Origin of the sequence: Oerskovia enterophila, assembly GCF_044748475.1 — a bacterium.
Classification (GTDB): domain Bacteria; phylum Actinomycetota; class Actinomycetes; order Actinomycetales; family Cellulomonadaceae; genus Oerskovia; species Oerskovia enterophila.
The window spans coordinates 115,165-135,487 of the sequence record NZ_JBIVFZ010000008.1 but is presented as its reverse complement, the minus strand read 5'-3'; the positions used below and the strand labels follow the sequence as shown (position 1 = coordinate 135,487).

The window sequence follows — 20,323 nt, the reverse complement described above, 5'->3', positions numbered from 1 at the left end:
CGTAGCGAACGCCTGGACGTGCGAGGTGAGCCCACGCCGTCGGGCCCGAAGGTGCACGTCACACGCCGGCGCCGCGCCCGGGCCCACCGGTCACCCGGACGTGCGCTGCTCGGCGAGCGGGACCCCGTCGTCGTCCAGGTGCTCGGGGCCCTCGGACCGCACGCCCAGCCGCGCGGCGACCCACGGACCCGTCAGCCCGTAGATCACGGCCGTCAGGAGGATGACGCCGAACACGACCGGCACGAGCTGCTCGAACGGCTGGCCGTCCTGCTCGAACCGCAGCGCGAAGACCGACGCGGTCGAGGCCGCGACGATCCCGCGTGGCGCCATCCAGCCGACCATGACCCGTTCTCGGCTCGACAGCACGCTGCCCGTGGTCGCGATCGACGCGACGAGCGGGCGCAGGACCAGGACGAGCAGCGCCACGATCGCGAGCGTCGCCAGGGCGTAGGTCGCGAGCGCGTCGAGGTCGACCCGGGCCGTGAGCAGGATGAAGAGAGTGCCGATGAGCAGGAGCCCGACGTGGCTGCCGAACTCGTGCAGGGGCTCGATCCGGGCCCACCGCTGGTTGGCCAGGACGATCCCGAGCGTCGTCGTCGCGAAGAGCCCGGCCTCCTCGTGGAACGCCTCGGCGATCGCGTACGTGGCCAGTGCCGTCGCGAACGCGAGCGAGACCTCGGCCGCGGCGGGCACCCTGCCCCAGCGCACGGCCACGACGTAGACGGCAGCGGCGACCGCTCCCGTGAGGATCCCGGACAACGCGGTCGCGCCCAGGTGCTCGGGGGCCGCGTGCAGCGCGACGTTCGCCATGGCGAGCGCGACCGTCGCGCCGATCGGGTCGATGAAGATCCCCTCGAACGCGAGCACCGACTCGAGGGGCTGCTTGGGACGGATGATCGCGAGCAGCGGCCCGACGACGGTCGGTCCCGACACGATGAGGATCGCCCCGATCACGGCCGCCCGGGACAGCGGCAGGTCGAGGACCCACCAGCAGATGGCCGTGGCACCGATACCGGTCAGGACCGCACCGACCGTCACCAGCAGCGCGACCGGTCGCCGCGCCCCGCCCTTGAGCCGGGTCATGTCGAGCTTGAGGGACTCCTCGAACAGCAGGATGCCCACGGCCATCGAGACCAGGGGGAACAGGTCCTTGCCCAGGAGCGCGTCGGGGTCGACCAGGCCCGTCACGGGCCCGGCGACCAGCCCGAGAGCGAGCAGCAGCAGGATCGACGGCACCTTGAGCGCCTTGGCCGCGACCTGACCGACGACCCCGAGCAGCACGACCAGGGCGATCCCACCCGTGAATCCCAGTTCCATGGACCCATAGTGGTGCGGCCCGCGCCTTCGCGCAGCGGATGCCGTGACGAGCGGGCGGTGCCACGATCAGGGGAGCACGACTTCCGGGACGGCTCCGGGCCGACGACGACGTCGGGCGATGCCGTCCGTCCACCGCGCGCGAGGAGAGAACATGGCACGGTCATCGCAGGTCACGGCATGGGTCGGCTGGGTGTGGTTCGCGGGCGTCGTCCTGCTGGTGCTCGGGCTGTTCAACGCGATCAGCGGCCTGGTCGCGGCGTTCTCCCCGGAGAAGCTCGTCGGGCTGGGAGAGCAGGGGATCGTCGTCCTCGACGTGTCGACCTGGGGATGGGTCCACCTCGTGGTCGGGATCCTGCTCGTGATCGTGGGCTTCTCGGTGCTCTCCGGCCGGGGTTGGGCGCGCCTCGTCGCGATCGTCCTGGTCGTGCTCAACGTCCTGACCCAGTTCGTCGCCCTGCCCGCCAGCCCGTGGTGGTCGGTCGTCACGATCATCCTGGGGCTGTTCGTGCTGTGGGCGCTCGTCGTCCACGGCGACGAGGCCGAGCGCGCGTCCGCCTCGGCGTCCCACCTGCCCTGACCTCACCCACCAGCAAGGAGCGCCACACATGCCTTCAACCACCTTCGGTCCGGTCGAGTTCGTCGCGATCGCCTTCCCCGAGGAGCGCGTCCCCGACGCGGTCAAGATCGCGATTGCGGACCTCCTCGGGTCCGACGTCGTCAGGCTCCTCGACCTCACGGTCGTCCGCAAGGGCCTGGGCGGGGAGATCGACGTCGTCGAGGTCGAGGACCTCGGTGACGAGCTCGACATCACCGAGACCCAGCTCGGCAGCTCGGGCCTCGCCGGTCAGGAGGACATCGACGACGTCGCCGCGAACCTCGAGCCCGGGACGTCGGCGCTCGTGCTGATCGTCGAGCACTCCTGGGCCCGCGAGTTCGTGGGGGCGGTGCGCGACGCGGGGGCCGCGGTGATCGCCCAGGAGCGGATCCCGGCCGAGGTCGTCAACGAGATCGTCGAGCTCGCGGAGCTCGTCTGAGCCGACACGAGTCACGTCGCACCGCACTTCCCAGCACAGCACGCACACGGACTGCACGACGAACGGAGAACACCATGCCACTACGACGCGTAGGACGCCCCGGCCTCCTGGGGACGATGGCCCGCACCGCGGTCATCGCCGGGACGGCATCTGCCACGGCGGGCGCCGTCCAGCGACACCAGCAGGGAAAGGCCGAGCAGCAGGCCGAGGCCCAGCAGTACCAGGCTCAGCAGCAGGCCGAGCAGCAGCAGATGTACGCGGCCCAGGCCGCCCAGGCGCAGGCTCCGGCCGCCGCGGCACCCGCAGGCGGCGAGAACGATCTCCTGGCCCAGCTCGAGAAGCTCGGTCAGCTCAAGGCGGCAGGCGTCCTCGACGACGCCGAGTTCGCCGCCGCCAAGGCCAAGCTGCTCGCCTGAGGGAGGAATCATGACAACTTTCACCGTCTGGTCGTTCGACACCCCGGGGGGCGCCGAGGTGGCGTCCGGCGTCCTGCGGGACGCGGCCTCCGAAGGCCTCATCAAGATCGTGGACCGCGCGATCGTGAGCTGGCCCGAGGGCGCCAAGAAGCCCACCACGCGTCACACGCACGAGGACGAGTGGCGCGGCACGGGATGGGGCGCGTTCTGGGGGCTCCTGTTCGGAGCGCTCTTCTTCGTGCCGGTGATCGGGGTCGCGGCAGGTGCGGCTCTCGGTGCGATCCACAAGTCCATGGAGGCCGTGGGGCTCAACAAGGACCAGCTGGACCGGATCCGTGCGCAGGTCACCGAGGGCACCTCCGCGCTGTTCGCCGTGACCGAGGACGGGAACCTGGACCGTGTCGGCGAGCGGTTCCACGGCCTGCACGGCGAGCTCATCGCGACGAACCTCACCGACGAGGAGCGTCGGCTGCTCCTCGAGACGTTCGACTGACCTCGTCCCGGGACGTGACCAGCGGGGTGGGCCGGTTCGCTGGCCCACCCCGCTGTGCGTGAGACCTCAGGCGTCCAGGTGGAGCGGCAGGCCGAACAGCGGGTACCAGGCCTCGACGTCGAGGAACGCGTTGATGCCCGTGACCTTGCCGTCCACGGTGTCGATGACCTGCAGGGCCCACGCGTCGTAGCCGCCGTCCGGGGACACCCGGTACTGGCCGAACCCGAACGTCCCGTTGGCCTGCACCGGCACCATGCGCGAGCCGCGGCACTCCGCGCCGGGACCGACCATCCACTTCTCGATCTCGACGGGCCCCTGCATCCACAGCGCGTAGGGCGGCATCGAGAGCGTGGCCTCGTCGTGGAGCAGCGCGACGAGCGCGGGCATGTCGTAGCGCTCGAACGCGTCGAGGTACTTCTCGAGGAGCTCGTTCTTCACGTCGTCGGCCGGGACCGTGGGGAGGTTGACACCGTCGGTGCCCGGTCCCGAGCCGTAGTGCGCCTGGGCCGAGAGCGTCGCGCGCGCCCGCTGGAGTGCGCTGTTGACCGACGGTACCGACGTCTCGAGGAGCTCGGCGACCTCTGACGCCTGCCACCGCAGGACCTCGCGCAGGATGAGGACCGCTCGCTGCTTGGGCGGCAGGTACTGCAGCGCCGCGACGAACGCGAGCCGGATGGACTCGCGCCCCACCGCGACGTCCGCTGGGTCCCCGTCCCGAGGCAGCACGCGGTCGTCAGGGATGGGCTCGACCCACGTCTCCTCCGAGAGCTGCTCGCCCAGGTTCCGCTCCTCGGCGGACTGCGCAGCGCCCAGCCCCATGGGCCGCTCGCGTCGCTTGCGCTGCGCGAGGTGGTCGAAGCAGACGTTCGTCGCGATCCGGTAGAGCCAGGAGCGCAGCGCGGAACGTCCCTCGAAACGGTCGTAGGACCGCCAGGCACGGACCATGGTGTCCTGGACCGCGTCGTCGGCCTCGAAGGACGAGCCGAGCAGGCGGTAGCAGTAGCCAGTGAGCTGCGACCGGTACTGGTCCAGCAGCTCCCCGAGGTCCTCGTCCGCGACGGTCGCTGTGCGTTCGGTCATGGTGTCCTCTCGTGGCACGCCGCTGTGCGCGCCGTGTTCCACGTTAGCGCGACCCGCCGACACGTTCAGGGGAGAGGGCGTCGTCGCGTGCGAGCTCGAACCACACGGTCTTTCCCGGACCGTCCGCGGCACGGTGCTCGACGAACCAGCGGTCCGCGAACCGGTCGAGGAACTGGACGCCCCGGCCTCCCGTCTCGTGCGGCGCGGGGTCGTGGAGCGTCGGTTCGTCGGGGGACCCGTCGCGGACGCCGACCCGGACGAGCGTGTTGCTGACCTCGACGATCGCCTCGAGCGGTCCCACCGCGTGCTGGACGGCGTTGGTGAGCGTCTCGCTCGCGAGCAGCATGATGGTGCGGCGCTGGTCGCGGCTGATGCCGCAGCTCTCGAGGATGTCGTCGACCCAGCGGCGGGCGGGCGAGATGGCGCCGGTCGTGTGCTCGACGCTGCGGGAGACGCGGGTGGGGCACGCGGGCGTGGGGTGCGAGTTCACCGCAGCGCGGACCCGCACCGCGAGGACCGCGATGTCGTCGCGCTGGTCGCTGCCGACCAGGCGTTGGACCAGGGCGTTGGGCAGCGCGAGCGTCGAGCCGTGGCGCAGCGCGACGAGCGCCTGGGCCAGGCCCGCGAGCCGAGTGCTCTGGGCGACGCCGCGCCGTTCGATCAGGCCGTCGGTGTAGAGCAGCAGGGTGTCGCCCGGCCCCAGGTGGGTCATGTGGTCGCTGCGCGGGGCGTTGGGGACGAACCCGAGCATCATGTCCGGCCGGGCGTCGAGCATCTCGACGCTCCCGTCCGAACGGAGGACCAGGGGTGGAGGGTGCCCGGCGTTCGACCACGACAGGTCGAAGAAGTCCCCGCGACGGTCGAGCCGTGCCACGACCGCGGTCCCGCTCGCGTGGAGCGCGAGCCCGGAGTTCGCGCGGTCGAGCAGCCGCAGCAGCGCGGACGGGGACTCGTCGTGGCTCCACGCGAACGTGCGCAGCATCGAGCGGAGCTGGCCCATCTCGGCGGCGGCCCGCATGTCGTGACCCGTCACGTCGCCGATCATGAGGACCGAGGCGTCCTCGTCGTGCACCACCGCGTCGTACCAGTCCCCGCCGACCTGGTCGGTGAGCGTCGCGGGCGAGTAGGTCGAGGCCAGCTCGAGGTGCGGGATGTCGGGGAGCTCGGTGAGCATCGCGGCCTGGAGCGTGGTCGCGGCGTCGCGGCGCTCCTCGAGCAGCCTGACGCGTTCGAGCGCGTGCGCGACGAAGCCCGCGAGGCCGGCTCGGGACAAGGACTCGTCGTCGGCGATCTTGCCGTGCTCCCACGCGAGGAAGATGACCGCGAGCAGCGAGGTGCCGGAGACCACGGGCAGGAGCGCGCGCGAGCCGACCGTGTCGTCGATCGCGTCCGAGACCGTCGGGAAGGACGCCAGGATGTCCGCCTGGTCGCGGAAGAAGAGGGCCTCCTGGGTGCGCGCCACGTACGACACGACCCGGTCCGGGTCGTCGATCCGCGCGTAGCGGTAGGAGGGGGCGAGCCCGGGCTCGAGGTGGTCCATGCTCGTGTACGTCAGGCTCTTGCGCGACGGGTCCACCACCGCGAGCCCCGCGTACCGGGCACCGATCGCCGAGGAGGCGACGTAGGCGAGGGTCTCGCCGACGTCCTGGACCGAGGTCGCGTCCGCGAAGGCCTCGCTCAGCATGAGGAGCAGGCGGTTGCGTCGCGTGGCCTGGATGGCGAGGTTCTGCATCCGGGTGGCCCGCTCGTGCGCGATACGCAGCCGCAGCTCGGACGTGCAGGCGGCCGTGAGGTCGGCGAGGGTCGCGAGGTCCGACTCGGTCCAGTCGTGCGGTTCGTCGTCCATGGCGCACAGGGTCCCGACGACGCGGCCGCGCTGGTCGAGGATCGGGAAGCCTGCGTAGGCCAGGACGCCGAAGTCGGGGATCGCGGGGTTGTCCCAGACCCTGCTGTCCTTGCGGGTGTCCGGCACGACGAGCGGTTCGCGGTCGTTCGTCACGTGCTGGCAGAACGAGTGGGTCAACGGCATGCGCCGGCTCGCCTGGATGTCCTCCGGCAGCCCGTGGGCCCCGGGGTAGACCTGTTCGTCGGCGAGGACCAACGACACCGCGGCGGTCGGGACGCCGAGCTGGCGCATGGCCAGGCGCGCGAAGCGGTCGAAGGACTCGTCGGCGGTCGGGGAGCCGAGCCCCGCCTCGACCAGCTCGAAGATCGCCTGGGCCTCGGTCACCGCTTCAGTATTCCTCGGGGCCCGCTCCACGTCGCGGTCTAGATGGGGTGAATCGGGCACGGCGGGCATGTCGTCGAGCATCCCACGGGTGCCACGGTGGCGCTGGGTGTGTCGGAGGGGACACGAGGCGGGTGTGCGCACGGCGCGCCGCCCGGGGTGGGTGGCGCGCCGTGGTGGGTGGGTGGGGTGGGTCAGCAGGTGGTGGTCGTGTGGTCGATCTGCTGGGTGTGGGTGGTGCCGTCGGTGCGGGTGGCGGTGACGGTGGTGGTGCCTGCGGTCAGGGTCTGGGCGCGGGCGGAGAAGGTCTGGCTGGCGGACTTTCCGGGGGCTACGGCCTGGAAGGTCTTGGTGCCGAGGGGGGTGGTGAGGGTGATGTCGAGCGGGGTGTCGCTGGTGTTGACGGCTCGCACGGACAGGGTTGCGGTGCGTCCGGTGCACTGGGCGCGCACGGTCGACTCGACCCCCAGGTCCGCCTCGGTGTCGACCGGCTCCTGCGAGACCATGACCCAGCTCAGCTGGATGTCGGGCGAGCGCGTCGGGGTGATGCGCAGCTCGGCCCGTCCGTCCGCGCCGACCTCGACCGTGTACCGCCCGGCCGCGGGGTCGGCCGTGAACAGCCGGTTCTCCTCGACGACCGTCCCGTTCAGGCTGACCCGGGCGGCGCGGTTCGCCTGCGGCCACGGGTCGTAGAAGCCCGCATGGACCGTGGCGGTCCCGGGCTCGAGCCCCTCGAACACGTAGACCAGGTCCTGGTGGTTCTTGCCGTAGCGCAAGCTCTGGTAGATGTCGCCGCCTGAGCGCAGGGCACTGTCTGCGGGCGAGCTGCTGAGCCCCCACCGGACCCCCGTCGACGGGTCTGCGGCGAGCTGCTGCTCGGGGACCGACCCGAGGAGCGGGACGCCGTGCTCCGCCTCGGCGGCGGACCTGATCGCGGACCAGTCCGAGGTGGTCTCGCCGCCTGCGTTGACGACGTACCGCAGGTCGTGCGGCACGGCCAGGACGTCGCGCGTGAACGTCCGCCCGTCGGCCAGCGTGCCCCGGAGGGAGACCTGACCCGGCCGGGAGATCGAGGCGGCGTCCCATGCGACGGCGACCTGCGTCGTCGTCCCGGCCTGGGTCACCTCGACGGTCGAGGGGAGCGTGCTCGTGTCGTCCAGCCACACGTGGCCCGGCAGGTCGGCGCGGACGCTCCAGCTCCCCGAGGGGACGAGGTCGTCGAGGGTCCACGGGCCCGGGTTCGTGAGCGAGAGCGTGCCGTTCTCACCGAGCGTGATCGGGAGCCACACGTACGGAGCGTTCTTGAGGTCGCTCGGTGTCCAGCGGTCACCCATGTAGATGAACTTCCCCTTCTCCGGGTCGACCGGGATGACCGAGGTGCTCTGCGACCCGAACGTCGTCGACGCGCCGCTGCCGGAGACCGGGTTGCCGTGGTCGGTCCACTCTCCGAGGATGTCGGTCGCCGTGGCGTACTGTGCCGGGTTCGGGTCCCACCCCGTGGCCCCCGAGGTGATCAGGTAATAGGTGTCGCCCTGCTTGAAGAGCGCAGGCGCCTCGCGGTGCGCACCGATGTACGGGCGGGTGAAGTCGACGCCCTTGACCGCCTCGGACGGCGGCGTGGCCAGCTGCGTGTACGTCTCGTCGAGGCGCGAGATGAACAGCGAGTAGTTCTCCTCCGACGAGTAGATGATGTATGCCGTGCCGTCGTCGTCGACGAAGAGATTCATGTCGCGCGCCATGCCGGGGCTCGACGGCATGTGGTTCGGCTCTCCCTCGGGAGCGACGTGCAGCCGGTAGGAGTCGATGTACCGGAACGGACCCGTGGGAGAGTCGGAGACCGCGACCCCCGCGTTGGCCTTGGCGTACTGCGCGTTCGAGGTCTCGGACGGTCCGTCGGCGTGGACCCACAGGACCCACTGGCCGGTCGACTCGTTGTACACGACCTTCGGGCGTTCCAGGATCGCGGCGTTGACCGCAGGGTCGGTCTGGACCGTGCCCAGGTCGCGGTACACCGCTGCCCGCTCCGCGGCCGAGTAGTCCGCGTAGAGCTCGGCGAAGTAGGGGTCGGACTCGAACTGGTCGGCCGAGGACATGGCGCGCAGCGCGAGACCTCGATCGGTCCAGTTGTAGAGGTCGTACGACGAGTAGACGTGCACGCCCGGGCTCGATCCGTACCCGTTGCTGCGGTCCTCGCCGTACCAGTAGTAGATCCGCTCGCCCGCGTCGTCCGTGGCCGGCAAGACCTGGCCGCCGTGGGCCTGGATGACACGACCCTGGTCGTCCTTCCACGGCTCACCGGGGCGGAACGAGTCGTAGGTCTCGACCGGACGCAGGGCGTCGTACGCAGCCTCGATCGCCTCGAAGGCCGCCCGGATCGCGGCGGGGTCCTCGCTCCCCGCGACGACGAGCGCCTGTGCGGCGTCGAGGGCAGCATCGAGCGCGAGGACGGTCTCCGAGGCGAACCCGCGGGCCTCCTCCGGGGAGAGGGTCGATGTGGTGACCTTCGCCCCGAGCGTCTCGACCGTCCACGACGGCAGCGCGCGGACCTGGAGGTAGTTGACCGCAGGGTCGGCCCAGGCGCCGTTCCGGTCGGCGGGGCTCGCGACCGAGGTGTTGAGCGTGCCGTCGGTGACGCTCACGGTGTAGGTCTTCTCGAGCGCCGAGGTGCCCGTGTCGAACGTCTCGAGGGCCGTCCCCTCCGCGCGGGCGACGACCGTGCGGCCTCCCCACCCGGACGGGATCTGGAAGCCGAACGTGAGCTCGTAGGTGCCGTCGGGCAGGTCGAAGTCGTAGGCGACCTCCCGGCTGGGCAGATGGGCTCCCGTGGGCTCGGCGTCGTAGCGCAGCGACGCGCCTCGGGTGTTGCCCGTGCTGTCGTTGGCGACAGGGTTCGACGTGGAGCTCACGACGTAGCCCCACGAGCGTCCCGTCGCGGCGTCCGGTCCCAGCTTCTGGTCCGTGCGGGTCTGGTAGAGCCCCAGGTGGTCGCCGGCTGCGACCGAGTCCGTCACGGTCGTGCCGGCGTTGGCGAAGTACAGCACGAAGTCGTTCTCGACGAGCTGCTGCGTGGACAGCCCGGGCCAGCCGTCGGGGGCGGCGGCCTGCGGCGGAGGCGCAGCGGCACCGGCCGTCGAGGCCGGGAGGACGAGCGCACAGCTCGTCAGGAGGGCGGTCACCGTGGCGGCCGAGCGCCACGTTGCTCTCGGTTCGTGGGATCTCACTGGAGGGACCTTTCGAATGGTCGGGGGTGCGGGTGTGCGCACGGCGCGCCGCCCGGGGTGGGTGGCGCGCCGTGGTGGGTGGGTGGGGTGGGTCAGCAGGTGGTGGTCGTGTGGTCGATCTGCTGGGTGTGGGTGGTGCCGTCGGTGCGGGTGGCGGTGACGGTGGTGGTGCCTGCGGTCAGGGTCTGGGCGCGGGCGGAGAAGGTCTGGCTGGCGGACTTTCCGGGGGCTACGGCCTGGAAGGTCTTGGTGCCGAGGGGGGTGGTGAGGGTGATGTCGAGCGGGGTGTCGCTGGTGTTGACGGCTCGCACGGACAGGGTTGCGGTGCGTCCGGTGCACTGGGCGCGCACGGTCGACTCGACCCCCAGGTCGGCCTGGGTCACGAACGCGATCGTCGAGGTCGACGTCGTCCCGTCCTCGGCCGTCACGTCGACCGTGGCGGTCGCGGTGGAACCGGCCGCCACCTCGGCGGGCTGTCGCACCGTGACCACGGCGTACGGGTCGGCCGCGACCGCGGCCACGACGGGCGTCGCGCCGGCCTCGGTCAGCACCTGGTAGCTCGTCGTCGCGGGGTCGAACCCGGCGATGGCCTCGCCGTCGACCGTCAGGCCCGACAGCGCGGCGTCCGAGGACGTGCCCGGCGCCTTGGCGAGGACCTGCACCTCGCTCACGACCATGTGGGTGTTGGGCCGCGCGGTCATGACGACCCGCACGGCCGAGGTGCGCACGTCCACGGGGACGTCGACCACGGGGGCGCGGCTCGTGTCGCCGCTGACCGCGACCGACGCGCTGACGTCCTTCCAGGCGCCGTCGACCAGGGCCTGGACCCGAAGGCTCTGGGCCCAGCTCGCGGTCGAGCCGTCACGGTAGAAGGTCGTGACGACGTGCGTGACGTCGCGGTCCGCGGGAAGCGTGACCGTGAGGGTGTCGGTCGCGTTCTTGTCCGAGGACTTCCAGTTGGACCACGCCTTGTCCGTGGTGCTGCCGTTGACGATCCCGGAGGCCGAGTAGCCCGGCTCGGTGAAGGTCGCCGAGGCGGTCGTCCCCGGAGCCGACGTCGCCCCGTCGTCGACGGCTGCCGTGACCTGGACGCGGACCGTCGCGGGCAGGACCTCGCCCAGCCCGGAGTCCGCCGTCCCGCCGAGCTCGACGACGCCGACCTCGGCGAACGCGCCCGCAGGCGCAGCCTCCCAGGTCACGGGCCGCTCGACCTGGCGGCCGCTCGCGGTGACCGCGGGGACCGTGGCGGGAAGGACGGGCGTGCCGCCCGCGTACGCCTTGGCGCGAGCGGGCAGCGTCGCGGTCAGGGTGTCGACGACGACCTCCGCGGTGGCGGTCACGGGACCCCCGGGGGTCGTGACGGTGCCCTGGACCTCGACGGTCCCGGCCGTGGCCCAGGCCGACTCGGCCGGGAGGTCCCACGTCACGGGCAGGGTGCCGCGGGCGCCGTCGCGGTAGACGGGCACGACCGTGGTCGGCAGGGTCGGGACGGTCCCCGGCACGGTGAACGCCTCGACCGGGGTCGTGCCGACCACGGTCTCGTCGGTCAGGCGCCAGCGCTGGTTCTGGCCCGAGTTCGCGGTGTACGTGGACACGGGAGCGCCGTCCGTCGAGGACTGGCCGCCGACCTCGAGCACGCGCCCGCTCGCGGCGTTGACGAGCGTGTAGGTCTCGTCGCCGGTCGTGGAGAGGATCCACTGCGCGGTCGTGGCGGGCTGCGCCGCCGCGTCGACCAGGACGGCCGTGCCGTCGGGGACGACTGCGAGCTGCTTGCCGTTCGCCGCGGACGCCACGGCGTAGCGGGTCGTGTGCGAGCCGGAGCCCTCGGGGGCGCCGAGCGGCGTGAGCTCCCACACCTGGGCCGAGGCCGCCGCGTCGTTCGTGCGGATCACGACGCCCGAGCCGCTCGCCGCGGGGGCGAGGGACTTGCCGGACTGGACGCCCTGGAGGCGGTAGACGTGGCCGTCCTGGACCAGGGCGGCGTCCTGCGCGACCCCCGAGACGCCGTCGACCACGAAGGTCGTGACGGACTCGGCCGGGACCGTGAGCGTGGCCGTTCCCGACCCCACGACGACCGGGGTGCCCTCGACGAGGGTCCCCGCGGTGCTCGTGACGAAGGGCGTGACGGTCGCGCCGTCCTCGATGCTGCCGAACCCGGACAGGTCGAGCGTGACGGCGCGCTCCGACGTCGTGCTGTTGACGTGGACCACGGTCGCGGCGTCGCCCGAGGCGGACACGGCTGCCGTGCTGCTGGTGTCATCGACCCCGATCAGGTGGTCACCGGGAGCGATGAAGTGCGTGAAGTTCTGCGTCGTCTGGTACTTGGTGTTGGTGTAGATCGGGCACGTCTCGAGCGTGTCCTCGGCGGTGCAGTCGAAGGGGATCTGGATCTCGCCCCAGTTCGCGCCCTCGGCGCTCTCGCCGCCGGGAGCCATGTTGGTGTAGTCCTCGACGGGCTGCCAGAACACCCACGCCGAGGGCTCGAGCTCGCGCAGGTCGTCCGCGATGTGCTGGGCGCTGCCCAGGCCGGACTCCATGCTCACGAAGTCCTGCCCGGTGCTGCTCCAGGACCCGCCGACCTCGCTCATCCACAGGCGCTTGCCCTCGCCCTTGGCGATGTCGCGCACCGCGGTGCGCTGCCCCGTGCCGTACGTGTGGACGTTGAGCTGGTCGACCTTGGCCTTGACGTCGGCCGGGTACGCGTTCCAGTTGGTCGTGAACGTCCCGGGGTTGGTCTCGTCCATGGCCGCGATGCCGGCCGAGGTGTCGGCTCCCTCGAGCGCCGCGTCGAGCGCGTTGATGACCTTCTGCTGGAGCGCGGGGCCCATGTGGGCACCCTCCTGGCGTCCACCCGTGGGCTTGCCCGAGGAGTCCAGCGTGGTCCGCCAGTAGTTGGTGTTGGGCTCGTTGAACGGGTCGATCGTGCCGACCTCGATCCCGTGCGCCTTCTCGAGCCGCTCGGTCACACCCACCATGTACGCCGCGAAGTCGTCGATGCTCTCGGTCTTGAGCTGGTCGTCGGTCGCGTTGAAGCTGCCCGAGACGTAGCCGTTGGGCGTCATGAAGTAGGGCGGGGAGTTGCTGAACGTCTCCCAGGTGTCGACGTCGTCCTTGATGCGGTCGACCCACCAGCGCTGGGTCGCGTCGGCGTCCTCGTTCCAGTCGGCCGGGTCCTCGGGGTCCCACCAGTCGACGTCGTTGCGGGTCGTGCCCTCGGGCGCGTTCCACCACCCCTCGACCGCGCCGCCCGCGCGCAGGTAGTCCGTGACGTCGGGCGCGTGCCCGCCGCCCACGTTGTAGCGCGCGATGTTGAGGTTGAGCCCCTCGTCACCGAACACCATGTCCGCGAGCTTGTCGCGGACCTCGTCGGGGTAGTCGCCCGTGGCGTTGGCGAACCAGACGAGGCTCGTCCCCCACCCCTCGAAGGCCTTGCCGGCGTAGCTCGGGTCGGGGCGTACGGTCACGCCGGGTACAGCGGCAGTGTCCGCGGCGGCTGCGGTCACGCCCGTGGCGAGCGCACCGCCCGACGGCGCCGCCTGGGCCGTGGCGCTCAGCGCACCACAGCTCAGGGTCACGGCGGCGACGCTCAGTGCGGCGAGCCACCTCCTCGATGCTCCTGCGTTCATCCTTGAACTGCCTCTCTCTCGCTTCTCTGCGAACCTGGCGTCGTGCACGCCACGGGCCGGCGCCTGCCGGGGTGCGGCAGGCGCCGGTCGTGGACGCGGGGGTCGTGCTGGTGGTGCGGGTCGTGCGTCGGTGCTGGTCGTGCTGGTCGGGTGGGGCGCCCGGCCCTCAGCCCCTCGGGCGGCGCAGGACGGCCACGCCGCGCGGTGCGAGGACGACCGTCGCGTCCGGTGCTCCGCCCGAGCGTCGGCCGACGAGAACGTCCCCCGTGACGCCGTCGACGTCCACCTGCTCGGCCGTGCGGTTGATGAGGAACCAGAACTCGTGCTCGTCGGTCCCGCGGACCGCGAGCTCGACCTTGCCGCGGACCGTGGCGGGCAGGTCGCCCGGGAGGTGCGCGTCGTCGAGGAGCGAGCGCACGAGCGGCTCGAGGCCCGTGCCCAGGCGCGTCGAGACGTAGGTCGCCGAGCCCGAGCCGACGGGCCGGCGCGTGATGGCCGGGCGCCCGCCCTGCTCGCCGGTCTTGTACCAGGCGAGAACCTCGACCGAGGAGTCCGTGACCGTGATCGGCTCGGACCACAGCGAGCCCTCGTTGCCGTCGTCGAGCAGGACCGTCTCGCCCTCGAGCAGCGGGGCGAACTCCTCGACCCGGATGCCCAGGAGGTCGGAGAACGCGCCCGGGTAGCCGCCCAGGTGGATGTGGTCGTTCTGGTCCACGATGCCCGAGAAGTAGGTCGTCACCAGGTGGCCGCCCCCCTCGACGAAGGCCTGGAGGCGCTCGGCGAGAGCGCCTGGCACGACGTGCAGGACGGGGGCGACGACGACGTCGTACCCCGAGAGGTCGGCGCGGGCCGGGACGACGTCGGCGCGCACTCCCGCGGCGAGGAACGCCGAGTACCAGTCGAGGGCTTCCTGGCGGTACCGGAGGGAGTTGTTGGGGTGCGAGTCGAGCTCGCTCGTCCACCAGGACTCCCAGTCGAACAGGATCGCGGCACGCGCGGGGACCTGCGCCGAGCCCGCGATCTCCGCGAGCGCGCCCAGCGTCGCTCCGAGCTCGCGCACCGTGCGGTGCACCTCGCTGTCCTCGCCGGCGTGCGGGACCATGCCCGAGTGGTACTTCTCCGCGCCCGCGCGGGACTGGCGCCACTGGAAGAAGCAGACCGCGTCGGCGCCGTGGGCGACGTGGGTCAGGGAGTCGCGGACCAGGTCGCCGGGCTTCTTGGCGACGTTGATCGGCTGCCAGTTCACGGCGCTCGTCGAGTGCTCCATGAGGAACCACGGCAGACCGCCCGCGATGTGGCCCGTGAGGTTCGCGGAGAACGACAGCTCGTCGTGGGCCTGGACGCCCGGCAGGACGTAGTGGTCGTTGGACACGAAGTCGATCTCGTCGGCCCAGTCGACGTAGTCCATGCCCTTGGTCTCGCCCATGACCATGAAGTTCGTGGTCACCGGGACGTCGGGGGTCAGCTCGCGCAGGACGTCGCGCTCGGCGCGCAGGTACGACTTGAGCGCGTCGGACGAGAAGCGCTTGAAGTCGAGCTGCTGCGTGGGGTTGGGGTGCGAGGCAGCAAGGCGCGGGGGCAGGACCTGGTCCCACGCGCTGTAGCGCTGCGACCAGAACGCGGTGCCCCAGGCGTGGTTGAGCTCGTCGAGCGTGCTGTAGCGCTCGCGCAGCCAGTCGCGGAACGCGCCCGCCGCGTCGTCGCTGAAGTCGTAGACGTTGTGGCAGCCCAGCTCGTTCGACACGTGCCATGCGGTGAGCGCCGGGTGGTCGCCGTAGCGCTCGGCCATGGTGCGCACGAGCCGCAGCGCGTGCTCGCGGAACACGGGGGAGGTGGGGCGCCAGTGCTGGCGCGCTCCGGGCCACAGGGTCTCGCCGTTCGCGGTCACGGGCAGGATCTCGGGGTGGGCGGTCGTGAGCCACGGGGGAGGGGAGGCGGTCGCGGTCGCGAGGTCCACCGCGATGCCGTTCGCGTGCAGCAGGTCCATGATCTCGTCGAGCCAGGCGAAGTCCCAGGTGTCGGCCGTCGGCTGGAGCCGGGCCCACGAGAAGATCGCGACCGAGACGATGTTGACCCCGGCGGCCCGCATGAGCCGCACGTCCTCGGCCCACACCTCACGGGGCCACTGCTCCGGGTTGTAGTCCGCTCCGAAGCCGAGGCGCGGCGTCGCGCGGTCCTCGGGCCACCGCAACCAACGGTGCGGTGTGGGGGTCGATGACATGGGTGCTCCTCGATCTCTCGTCGACCGGGGCGGCGTCTCTCGCGCCCCGGAAGGGGGACGCCGGCGTGCGTCGTGCTGCGCACGCCGGCGTCGGGTCGGTGGGCCGGGCTGCCTGCCCGGCCCACCGGGCAGGTCAGTCGTTCGTGACCTTGAATCCCTGCCCGTTGCCGTACGTGGTGATCTGGTCCTGCCAGGCCGTCAGGCCGTCGGCGATGGGCGTCGCGTTGCTGAACGCCTGGCCCGCGGTGTCACCGAAGACCGAGTTCGCGTAGACCTGGAAGGGCAGGTACTGCCAGCCAGAGCTGACGTCCTTGGACGCCTGGACGAAGACCTCGTTGACGGCCTGGCCGCCGAAGAAGTCGGACGTCGCGCCGAGGAAGTCGGTGTCGGCCATGATCGAGCTCGTCGAGGGGAAGAGGCCCGCGTCGACCTGGGCCTGGACGGCCTCGGAGTCCGTGCTGAGCCAGCGGGCGAAGGCCAGGGCCGCCGCCTTGTTCTCGCTCTTCGCGAGCACTGCCGTGCCCGAGCCGCCGTTCTCGGCGTTGGCCGGGGTGCCGGCCTCCCACACGGGCATGGTCGCGGCCTTCCAGCTGCCTGCCGTGGAGGGGACGTTGGTCTCGAGCGAGCCCGGAGCCCAGGCGCCCGTCATCCACATGGCGTAGCGGCCCGAGTCGAGCGAGCGCCAGAACGCGTCGTTCCAGCCGCCCGCGACGTCGACGAGCTTCTCCGAGATCAGGGTGTCCCAGAGCTCGGTGAACTTCTGCGTGCCCTCGTCGCCGAACGAGATGTTGACGTCCGTGCCCTCGACCGAGAACGGACGGCCCTCGGCCTGCCAGATCAGCGAGTCCACGCCGCCCGCGTCACCCGGGTCGATCGACGCGATGAAGTTCTCGGGGTTGTCGGCCTTGATGGCGCGCGCGACCGTGAGGAACTCGTCCCACGTCGTCGGGGCCTCGACGCCCAGGCGCTCGAGGATGTCCGCCCGGTAGAACATGACCATGGGGCCCGTGTCCTGGGGGAACGCGAAGTGCCCGTCGCCTGCGGCGACCTGCTCCCACGCGGAGGCCGTGAAGTCGGACTCGAGGTCGGACAGGCCGACGTCGTCGAGGCTGACGAGGGACTCGCCCAGCGCGAACTGGGGGAGCGCGAAGTACTCGATCTGCGCGAGGTCCGGTGCGCCGGAGCCCGCCTTGATCGCGTTCTGCAGCTTGGTGTACTGGTCGGCCGACTGACCGGCGTTCGTCAGCTCGACCTGGATGTTCGGGTGGGCCTCGTTCCACAGGTCGACCGTGGGCTGGAGGTTCGGGACCCAGCTCCAGTACTGCAGGGTCGTGGTGCCCTCGGCGTCGAGGGCTGCGTCGATGTCGGCGGCCGTGACGTCGCCGCCACCGCCGCCGCCGTCCGTGCTGCCTCCGTCGCTGCCGCCCGAGCAGGCGGCGAGCGTGAGCGTGAGGGTGAGTGCTGCAGCGGTGACCGCGGCTCCGCGGGCGCGGGTGATCCTCATGGGGTGACTACCTTTCACTTCGGTGTGGAGAGGGGTCCGTCGGGGAGCCGACGTGGGGGTGGTGCTACTGCTTGACCGCACCGGCCGCGAGGCCGGACTGCCAGTACCTCTGGAGGAAGAGGAAGACGATGATCAGCGGGATGATCGCGACGAGCGACCCGGTGAGCACGAGGTTGTAGACCGGTTCGCTCGCTCCGGAGGAGCCTGCCTGCGCGCTCCACTGGTTCAGTCCCACCGTGAGCGGGTAGAGCTTGGGGTCGGTGAGCATGATGAGCGGCAGGAAGTAGTTGTTCCAGGTCGCCACGACCGTGAAGAGCAGCACGGTGATGAAGCCCGGGGTCAGGAGCCGCAGCGAGACCGACAGGAAGGTCCGCAGCTCGCTCGCGCCGTCGAGGCGCGCGGCCTCGAGCAGGGACTCGGGCACCGAGTCCTGCGAGTAGACGTACATGAGGTACAGGCCGAACGGGCTCGCGAGCGCGGGGATGATCACGGCCCAGGCCGTGTTGACCAGCCCGAGGCGGGAGAACATCAGGAACGTCGGGACCGCGAGGGCCGTGAGCGGGACCGTCATGGCACCGATCACGCCGGCGAGCACCCACTTGCGACCGGGGAACGAGAACTTCGCGAGCCCGTAGCCGCCGAGCGTGGCGAGGATCGTGGCTCCGACCCCGCCGACGCCCGCGTAGAGCACGGTGTTGAGGAGCCAGTTCGAGTAGATGCCGCCCTGGTAGGAGAACAGCTTGGTGAGGTTCTCGCCGAGCGCGAAGTCGTCCGCGAACCACAGGCCGAACGAGTTGAACAGCCCGCCGTTGGTCTTGGTGCTGTTGATGACGAGCCAGAGCAGCGGCACCACGGCGTAGAGCAGCATGAGCGTCATGAGGATGGACAGGGTGGGCGAGGTGCGTGCCCGGGACGAGGAGGCGGGGCGGCGGCGACCGGTCCTGGTCTTCTTGACCGGGGCCTCCTGCGACGCCTGCACGGTGCTGGTCTGCGTCATCACTTCTCTCCTGCTCGGCTCAGTCGTTGCGCGAGGGCTGCGACGACGACGGTGACCGCGCCGACGATGATCGCCACGGCGGCCGAGTAGTTGTACTGCTGACCGTTGAACGCCAGGTTGTACGCGTACATGTTGGGCGTGAAGTAGCTGCTGATCGTGGTGGGGGCCAGGGCCCGCAGGACGTTGGGCTCGTTGAAGAGCTGGAACGACCCGATGACCGAGAAGATCGTCGTCAGGAGCAGCGCGGGGCGCAGCGCGGGGAGCTTGATCGAGAAGGCGGTCCGGATCGCGCCGGCTCCGTCGATCTCCGCGGCCTCGTAGAGCTCGGTGGGGATCGAGCGCAGCGACGAGTACAGGATCAGCATGTTGTAGCCCACGAACGACCACGTGACGATGTTGCCGATCGCGACCAGGACCCACGACGCGGACAGCAGGTCCGGGGTCGCGAGGCCGATCGCGTCGCCGATCTGGCGGATGAGCCCGAACTCGTTGCCGTACATGTAGCCCCACATGAGGGCCGCGACGACCGAGGGGACCGCGTAGGGGAGGAAGAGCGTGATGCGGAACGCGCCCTTGGCCCGCAGCCGGCCCGAGTCGATCGCGAGGGCCGCGAAGAGTCCGAGGCCGAGCATGATCGGGACCTGGACCGCGAAGAACAGTAGGACCCGCCCGAGGCCGACGTGCAGCAGGGGGTCGGTCAGCGCCTGGGCGTAGTTCGCGAAGCCGGCGAAGAAGGAACCTCCCACGAGCCGGTCCTGGAAGAACGAGAGGTAGACCGCGTAGAAGAGCGGCGCGACGATCGCGAAGACGAACACTGCGAGGAAGGGGAGGACGAACGCGAGTCCTGTCCACTCTCGTCGTTCGGGGGGAGCCTTGGCGCGCCGGGCCTTGCGGGGCGGCGCGCTGGTCGTCACGGACGTCATCGTCATCTTCCTCGATTCGGGCAATCATGTTTGCGCAACCATGCGCTTGGTGCCCAGCATCACACGGGATTTCCGAGCGGTCAAGCCGCTTCGGCGTCGTGCACAGAAGGGGAGTGGGCGCTACAAGGCGTGACGAATGGTTGCGCAACCGTGATGTCGGCTACAGTTCTGCCCACAGGTCCGGAACGAAGGAGTGCGACCCTCATGACCGATTCACCCGCGACGAGGCACGGCAGGGTGCCGACCATGGTCGACGTCGCAGCGGTCGCGGGCGTCTCGCCCCAGACGGTCTCGCGCGTCTCGAACGGCTCGCCGAACGTCGAGGCGTCGACCCGCACCAAGGTCCTCGAGGCCATGCGCTCCGTCGGCTACCGGCCCAACGCCGCCGCCCGGGCCCTGACGACGGGACGCTTCGGCGCGATCGGCGTCGTCGCGTTCTCGCTCTCGCGCTTCGGCGACGTCAAGACGGTCGAGGCGCTCGCGCTCGCGGCCAAGGCGCACGGGTACTCGACCAACCTCATCTCGCTCGACAGCCCGACGGCGGGCGGCGTGAGCGCAGCGATGGCCCAGCTCGCCGCGCAGAACGTCGACGGGCTGATCGTGGTCGAGAGCGAGATCCTCGAGCGCTCGTCCGTGATGTTCGCACCGGGCGTGCCCGTGGTCGTGACCGACGACGTCCTCGAGACGTCCTACCCGCTCGTCATGACGGACCAGGCCAGTGGCGTGACCAAGGCCGTCGAGCACCTGCTCCGGCTCGGTCACAAGACCGTGTGGCACGTCGCCGGCCCGCCCAACGGCAACGCGACCCGTGTCCGCCGCGACGCGTGGGAGGCCGCCCTCGTCGCGAACGGCGCCCCCGTCCCGCCGGTCTACCACGGCGACTGGACGCCGGCCTCGGGCTACCGCCTGGGAGCGGTCCTCGCCGACAGGATCCCGGACGAGATCACGGCGATCCTCTGCGCCAACGACCAGATGGCGATGGGGCTCATGCGAGCCTTCCAGGAGCGGGGCATCTCGATCCCCGGAGACGTGTCCGTCGCGGGCTTCGACGACATCGACGTGGCCGAGTACGTGTGGCCGCCCCTGACGACCGTCCGTCAGCACTTCGACCAGGTCGGCCAGCTCTGCGTCGACCTGCTGCTCGAGCAGATCGCCGGCCGCCGGCCGACCCCCGGAAAGGTCCACGAGGTCTCGGTCGAGCTCGTGGTCCGCGCCAGCACCTCGGTGCCTCCCGGGCCGCGTTCCTGACCCGTCGGGCCGGACG

At 71.1% G+C, this 20,323-nt stretch carries 14 protein-coding genes; 5 read left to right on the top strand and 9 right to left on the bottom strand.

Annotation, left to right across the window (positions count from 1 at the left end):
* Positions 1 to 90: 90 nt before the first annotated feature.
* Positions 91 to 1,317, bottom strand: a complete 1,227-nt coding sequence (locus tag ACIPWA_RS19985; RefSeq protein WP_068708931.1) for a cation:proton antiporter — start codon at positions 1,315 to 1,317, stop codon at positions 91 to 93.
* A 151-nt stretch (positions 1,318 to 1,468) separates the two neighbouring features.
* Between ACIPWA_RS19985 and ACIPWA_RS19980 the strand changes: the two genes are divergently transcribed.
* The 4 genes from ACIPWA_RS19980 to ACIPWA_RS19965 all read left to right on the top strand — a co-directional run bounded on the left by ACIPWA_RS19980 (position 1,469) and on the right by ACIPWA_RS19965 (position 3,260).
* Positions 1,469 to 1,894 carry a DUF7144 family membrane protein gene (locus ACIPWA_RS19980; protein ID WP_068625060.1) on the top strand — a complete coding sequence of 142 codons (426 nt, stop codon included), beginning with the start codon at positions 1,469 to 1,471 and terminating at the stop codon, positions 1,892 to 1,894.
* A 28-nt stretch (positions 1,895 to 1,922) separates the two neighbouring features.
* Positions 1,923 to 2,351, top strand: a complete 429-nt coding sequence (locus ACIPWA_RS19975; RefSeq protein WP_068625059.1) for a DUF6325 family protein — start codon at positions 1,923 to 1,925, stop codon at positions 2,349 to 2,351.
* 74 nt (positions 2,352 to 2,425) lie between these two features.
* Positions 2,426 to 2,767, top strand: a complete 342-nt coding sequence (locus ACIPWA_RS19970; protein WP_068708935.1) for an SHOCT domain-containing protein — start codon at positions 2,426 to 2,428, stop codon at positions 2,765 to 2,767.
* Between the two features lie 10 nt (positions 2,768 to 2,777).
* The gene (locus ACIPWA_RS19965; RefSeq protein WP_068625057.1) at positions 2,778 to 3,260 is read left to right on the top strand and encodes a DUF1269 domain-containing protein; all 483 of its coding nucleotides are present in this window, start codon (positions 2,778 to 2,780) and stop codon (positions 3,258 to 3,260) included.
* Between the two features lie 66 nt (positions 3,261 to 3,326).
* On the opposite strand, the gene ACIPWA_RS19960 is transcribed toward ACIPWA_RS19965, so the two are convergent.
* From ACIPWA_RS19960 to ACIPWA_RS19925, 8 genes are all read right to left on the bottom strand, one after another.
* Positions 3,327 to 4,340 carry a sigma-70 family RNA polymerase sigma factor gene (locus ACIPWA_RS19960; RefSeq protein ID WP_068708936.1) on the bottom strand — a complete coding sequence of 338 codons (1,014 nt, stop codon included), beginning with the start codon at positions 4,338 to 4,340 and terminating at the stop codon, positions 3,327 to 3,329.
* Positions 4,341 to 4,383: 43 nt separating this feature from the next.
* On the bottom strand, positions 4,384 to 6,570 hold the full coding sequence (locus ACIPWA_RS19955; RefSeq protein ID WP_068708938.1) for a SpoIIE family protein phosphatase: 2,187 nt from the start codon (positions 6,568 to 6,570) through the stop codon (positions 4,384 to 4,386).
* A 191-nt stretch (positions 6,571 to 6,761) separates the two neighbouring features.
* Positions 6,762 to 9,743: a family 43 glycosylhydrolase gene (locus tag ACIPWA_RS19950; RefSeq protein ID WP_068708940.1), complete on the bottom strand. Its 2,982-nt coding sequence runs from the start codon at positions 9,741 to 9,743 to the stop codon at positions 6,762 to 6,764.
* A 137-nt stretch (positions 9,744 to 9,880) separates the two neighbouring features.
* On the bottom strand, positions 9,881 to 13,414 hold the full coding sequence (locus ACIPWA_RS19945; protein ID WP_400292350.1) for an RICIN domain-containing protein: 3,534 nt from the start codon (positions 13,412 to 13,414) through the stop codon (positions 9,881 to 9,883).
* 166 nt (positions 13,415 to 13,580) lie between these two features.
* A complete protein-coding gene (locus ACIPWA_RS19940) occupies positions 13,581 to 15,635 on the bottom strand; it encodes a beta-galactosidase (protein ID WP_400292348.1) in 2,055 nt (684 codons plus the stop codon).
* 133 nt (positions 15,636 to 15,768) lie between these two features.
* The gene (locus ACIPWA_RS19935) at positions 15,769 to 17,139 is read right to left on the bottom strand and encodes an extracellular solute-binding protein (protein ID WP_400292346.1); all 1,371 of its coding nucleotides are present in this window, start codon (positions 17,137 to 17,139) and stop codon (positions 15,769 to 15,771) included.
* A 64-nt stretch (positions 17,140 to 17,203) separates the two neighbouring features.
* On the bottom strand, positions 17,204 to 18,136 hold the full coding sequence (locus tag ACIPWA_RS19930) for a carbohydrate ABC transporter permease (RefSeq protein ID WP_056761632.1): 933 nt from the start codon (positions 18,134 to 18,136) through the stop codon (positions 17,204 to 17,206).
* Positions 18,136 to 19,059 carry a carbohydrate ABC transporter permease gene (locus ACIPWA_RS19925; protein WP_056647553.1) on the bottom strand — a complete coding sequence of 308 codons (924 nt, stop codon included), beginning with the start codon at positions 19,057 to 19,059 and terminating at the stop codon, positions 18,136 to 18,138. Before ACIPWA_RS19925 ends, ACIPWA_RS19930 begins: the two co-directional genes overlap by 1 nt.
* 204 nt (positions 19,060 to 19,263) lie before the next feature.
* Between ACIPWA_RS19925 and ACIPWA_RS19920 the strand changes: the two genes are divergently transcribed.
* Positions 19,264 to 20,307, top strand: coding sequence for a LacI family DNA-binding transcriptional regulator (locus ACIPWA_RS19920; RefSeq protein ID WP_082849041.1), 1,044 nt, complete (start codon positions 19,264 to 19,266; stop codon positions 20,305 to 20,307).
* Positions 20,308 to 20,323: the final 16 nt, after the last annotated feature.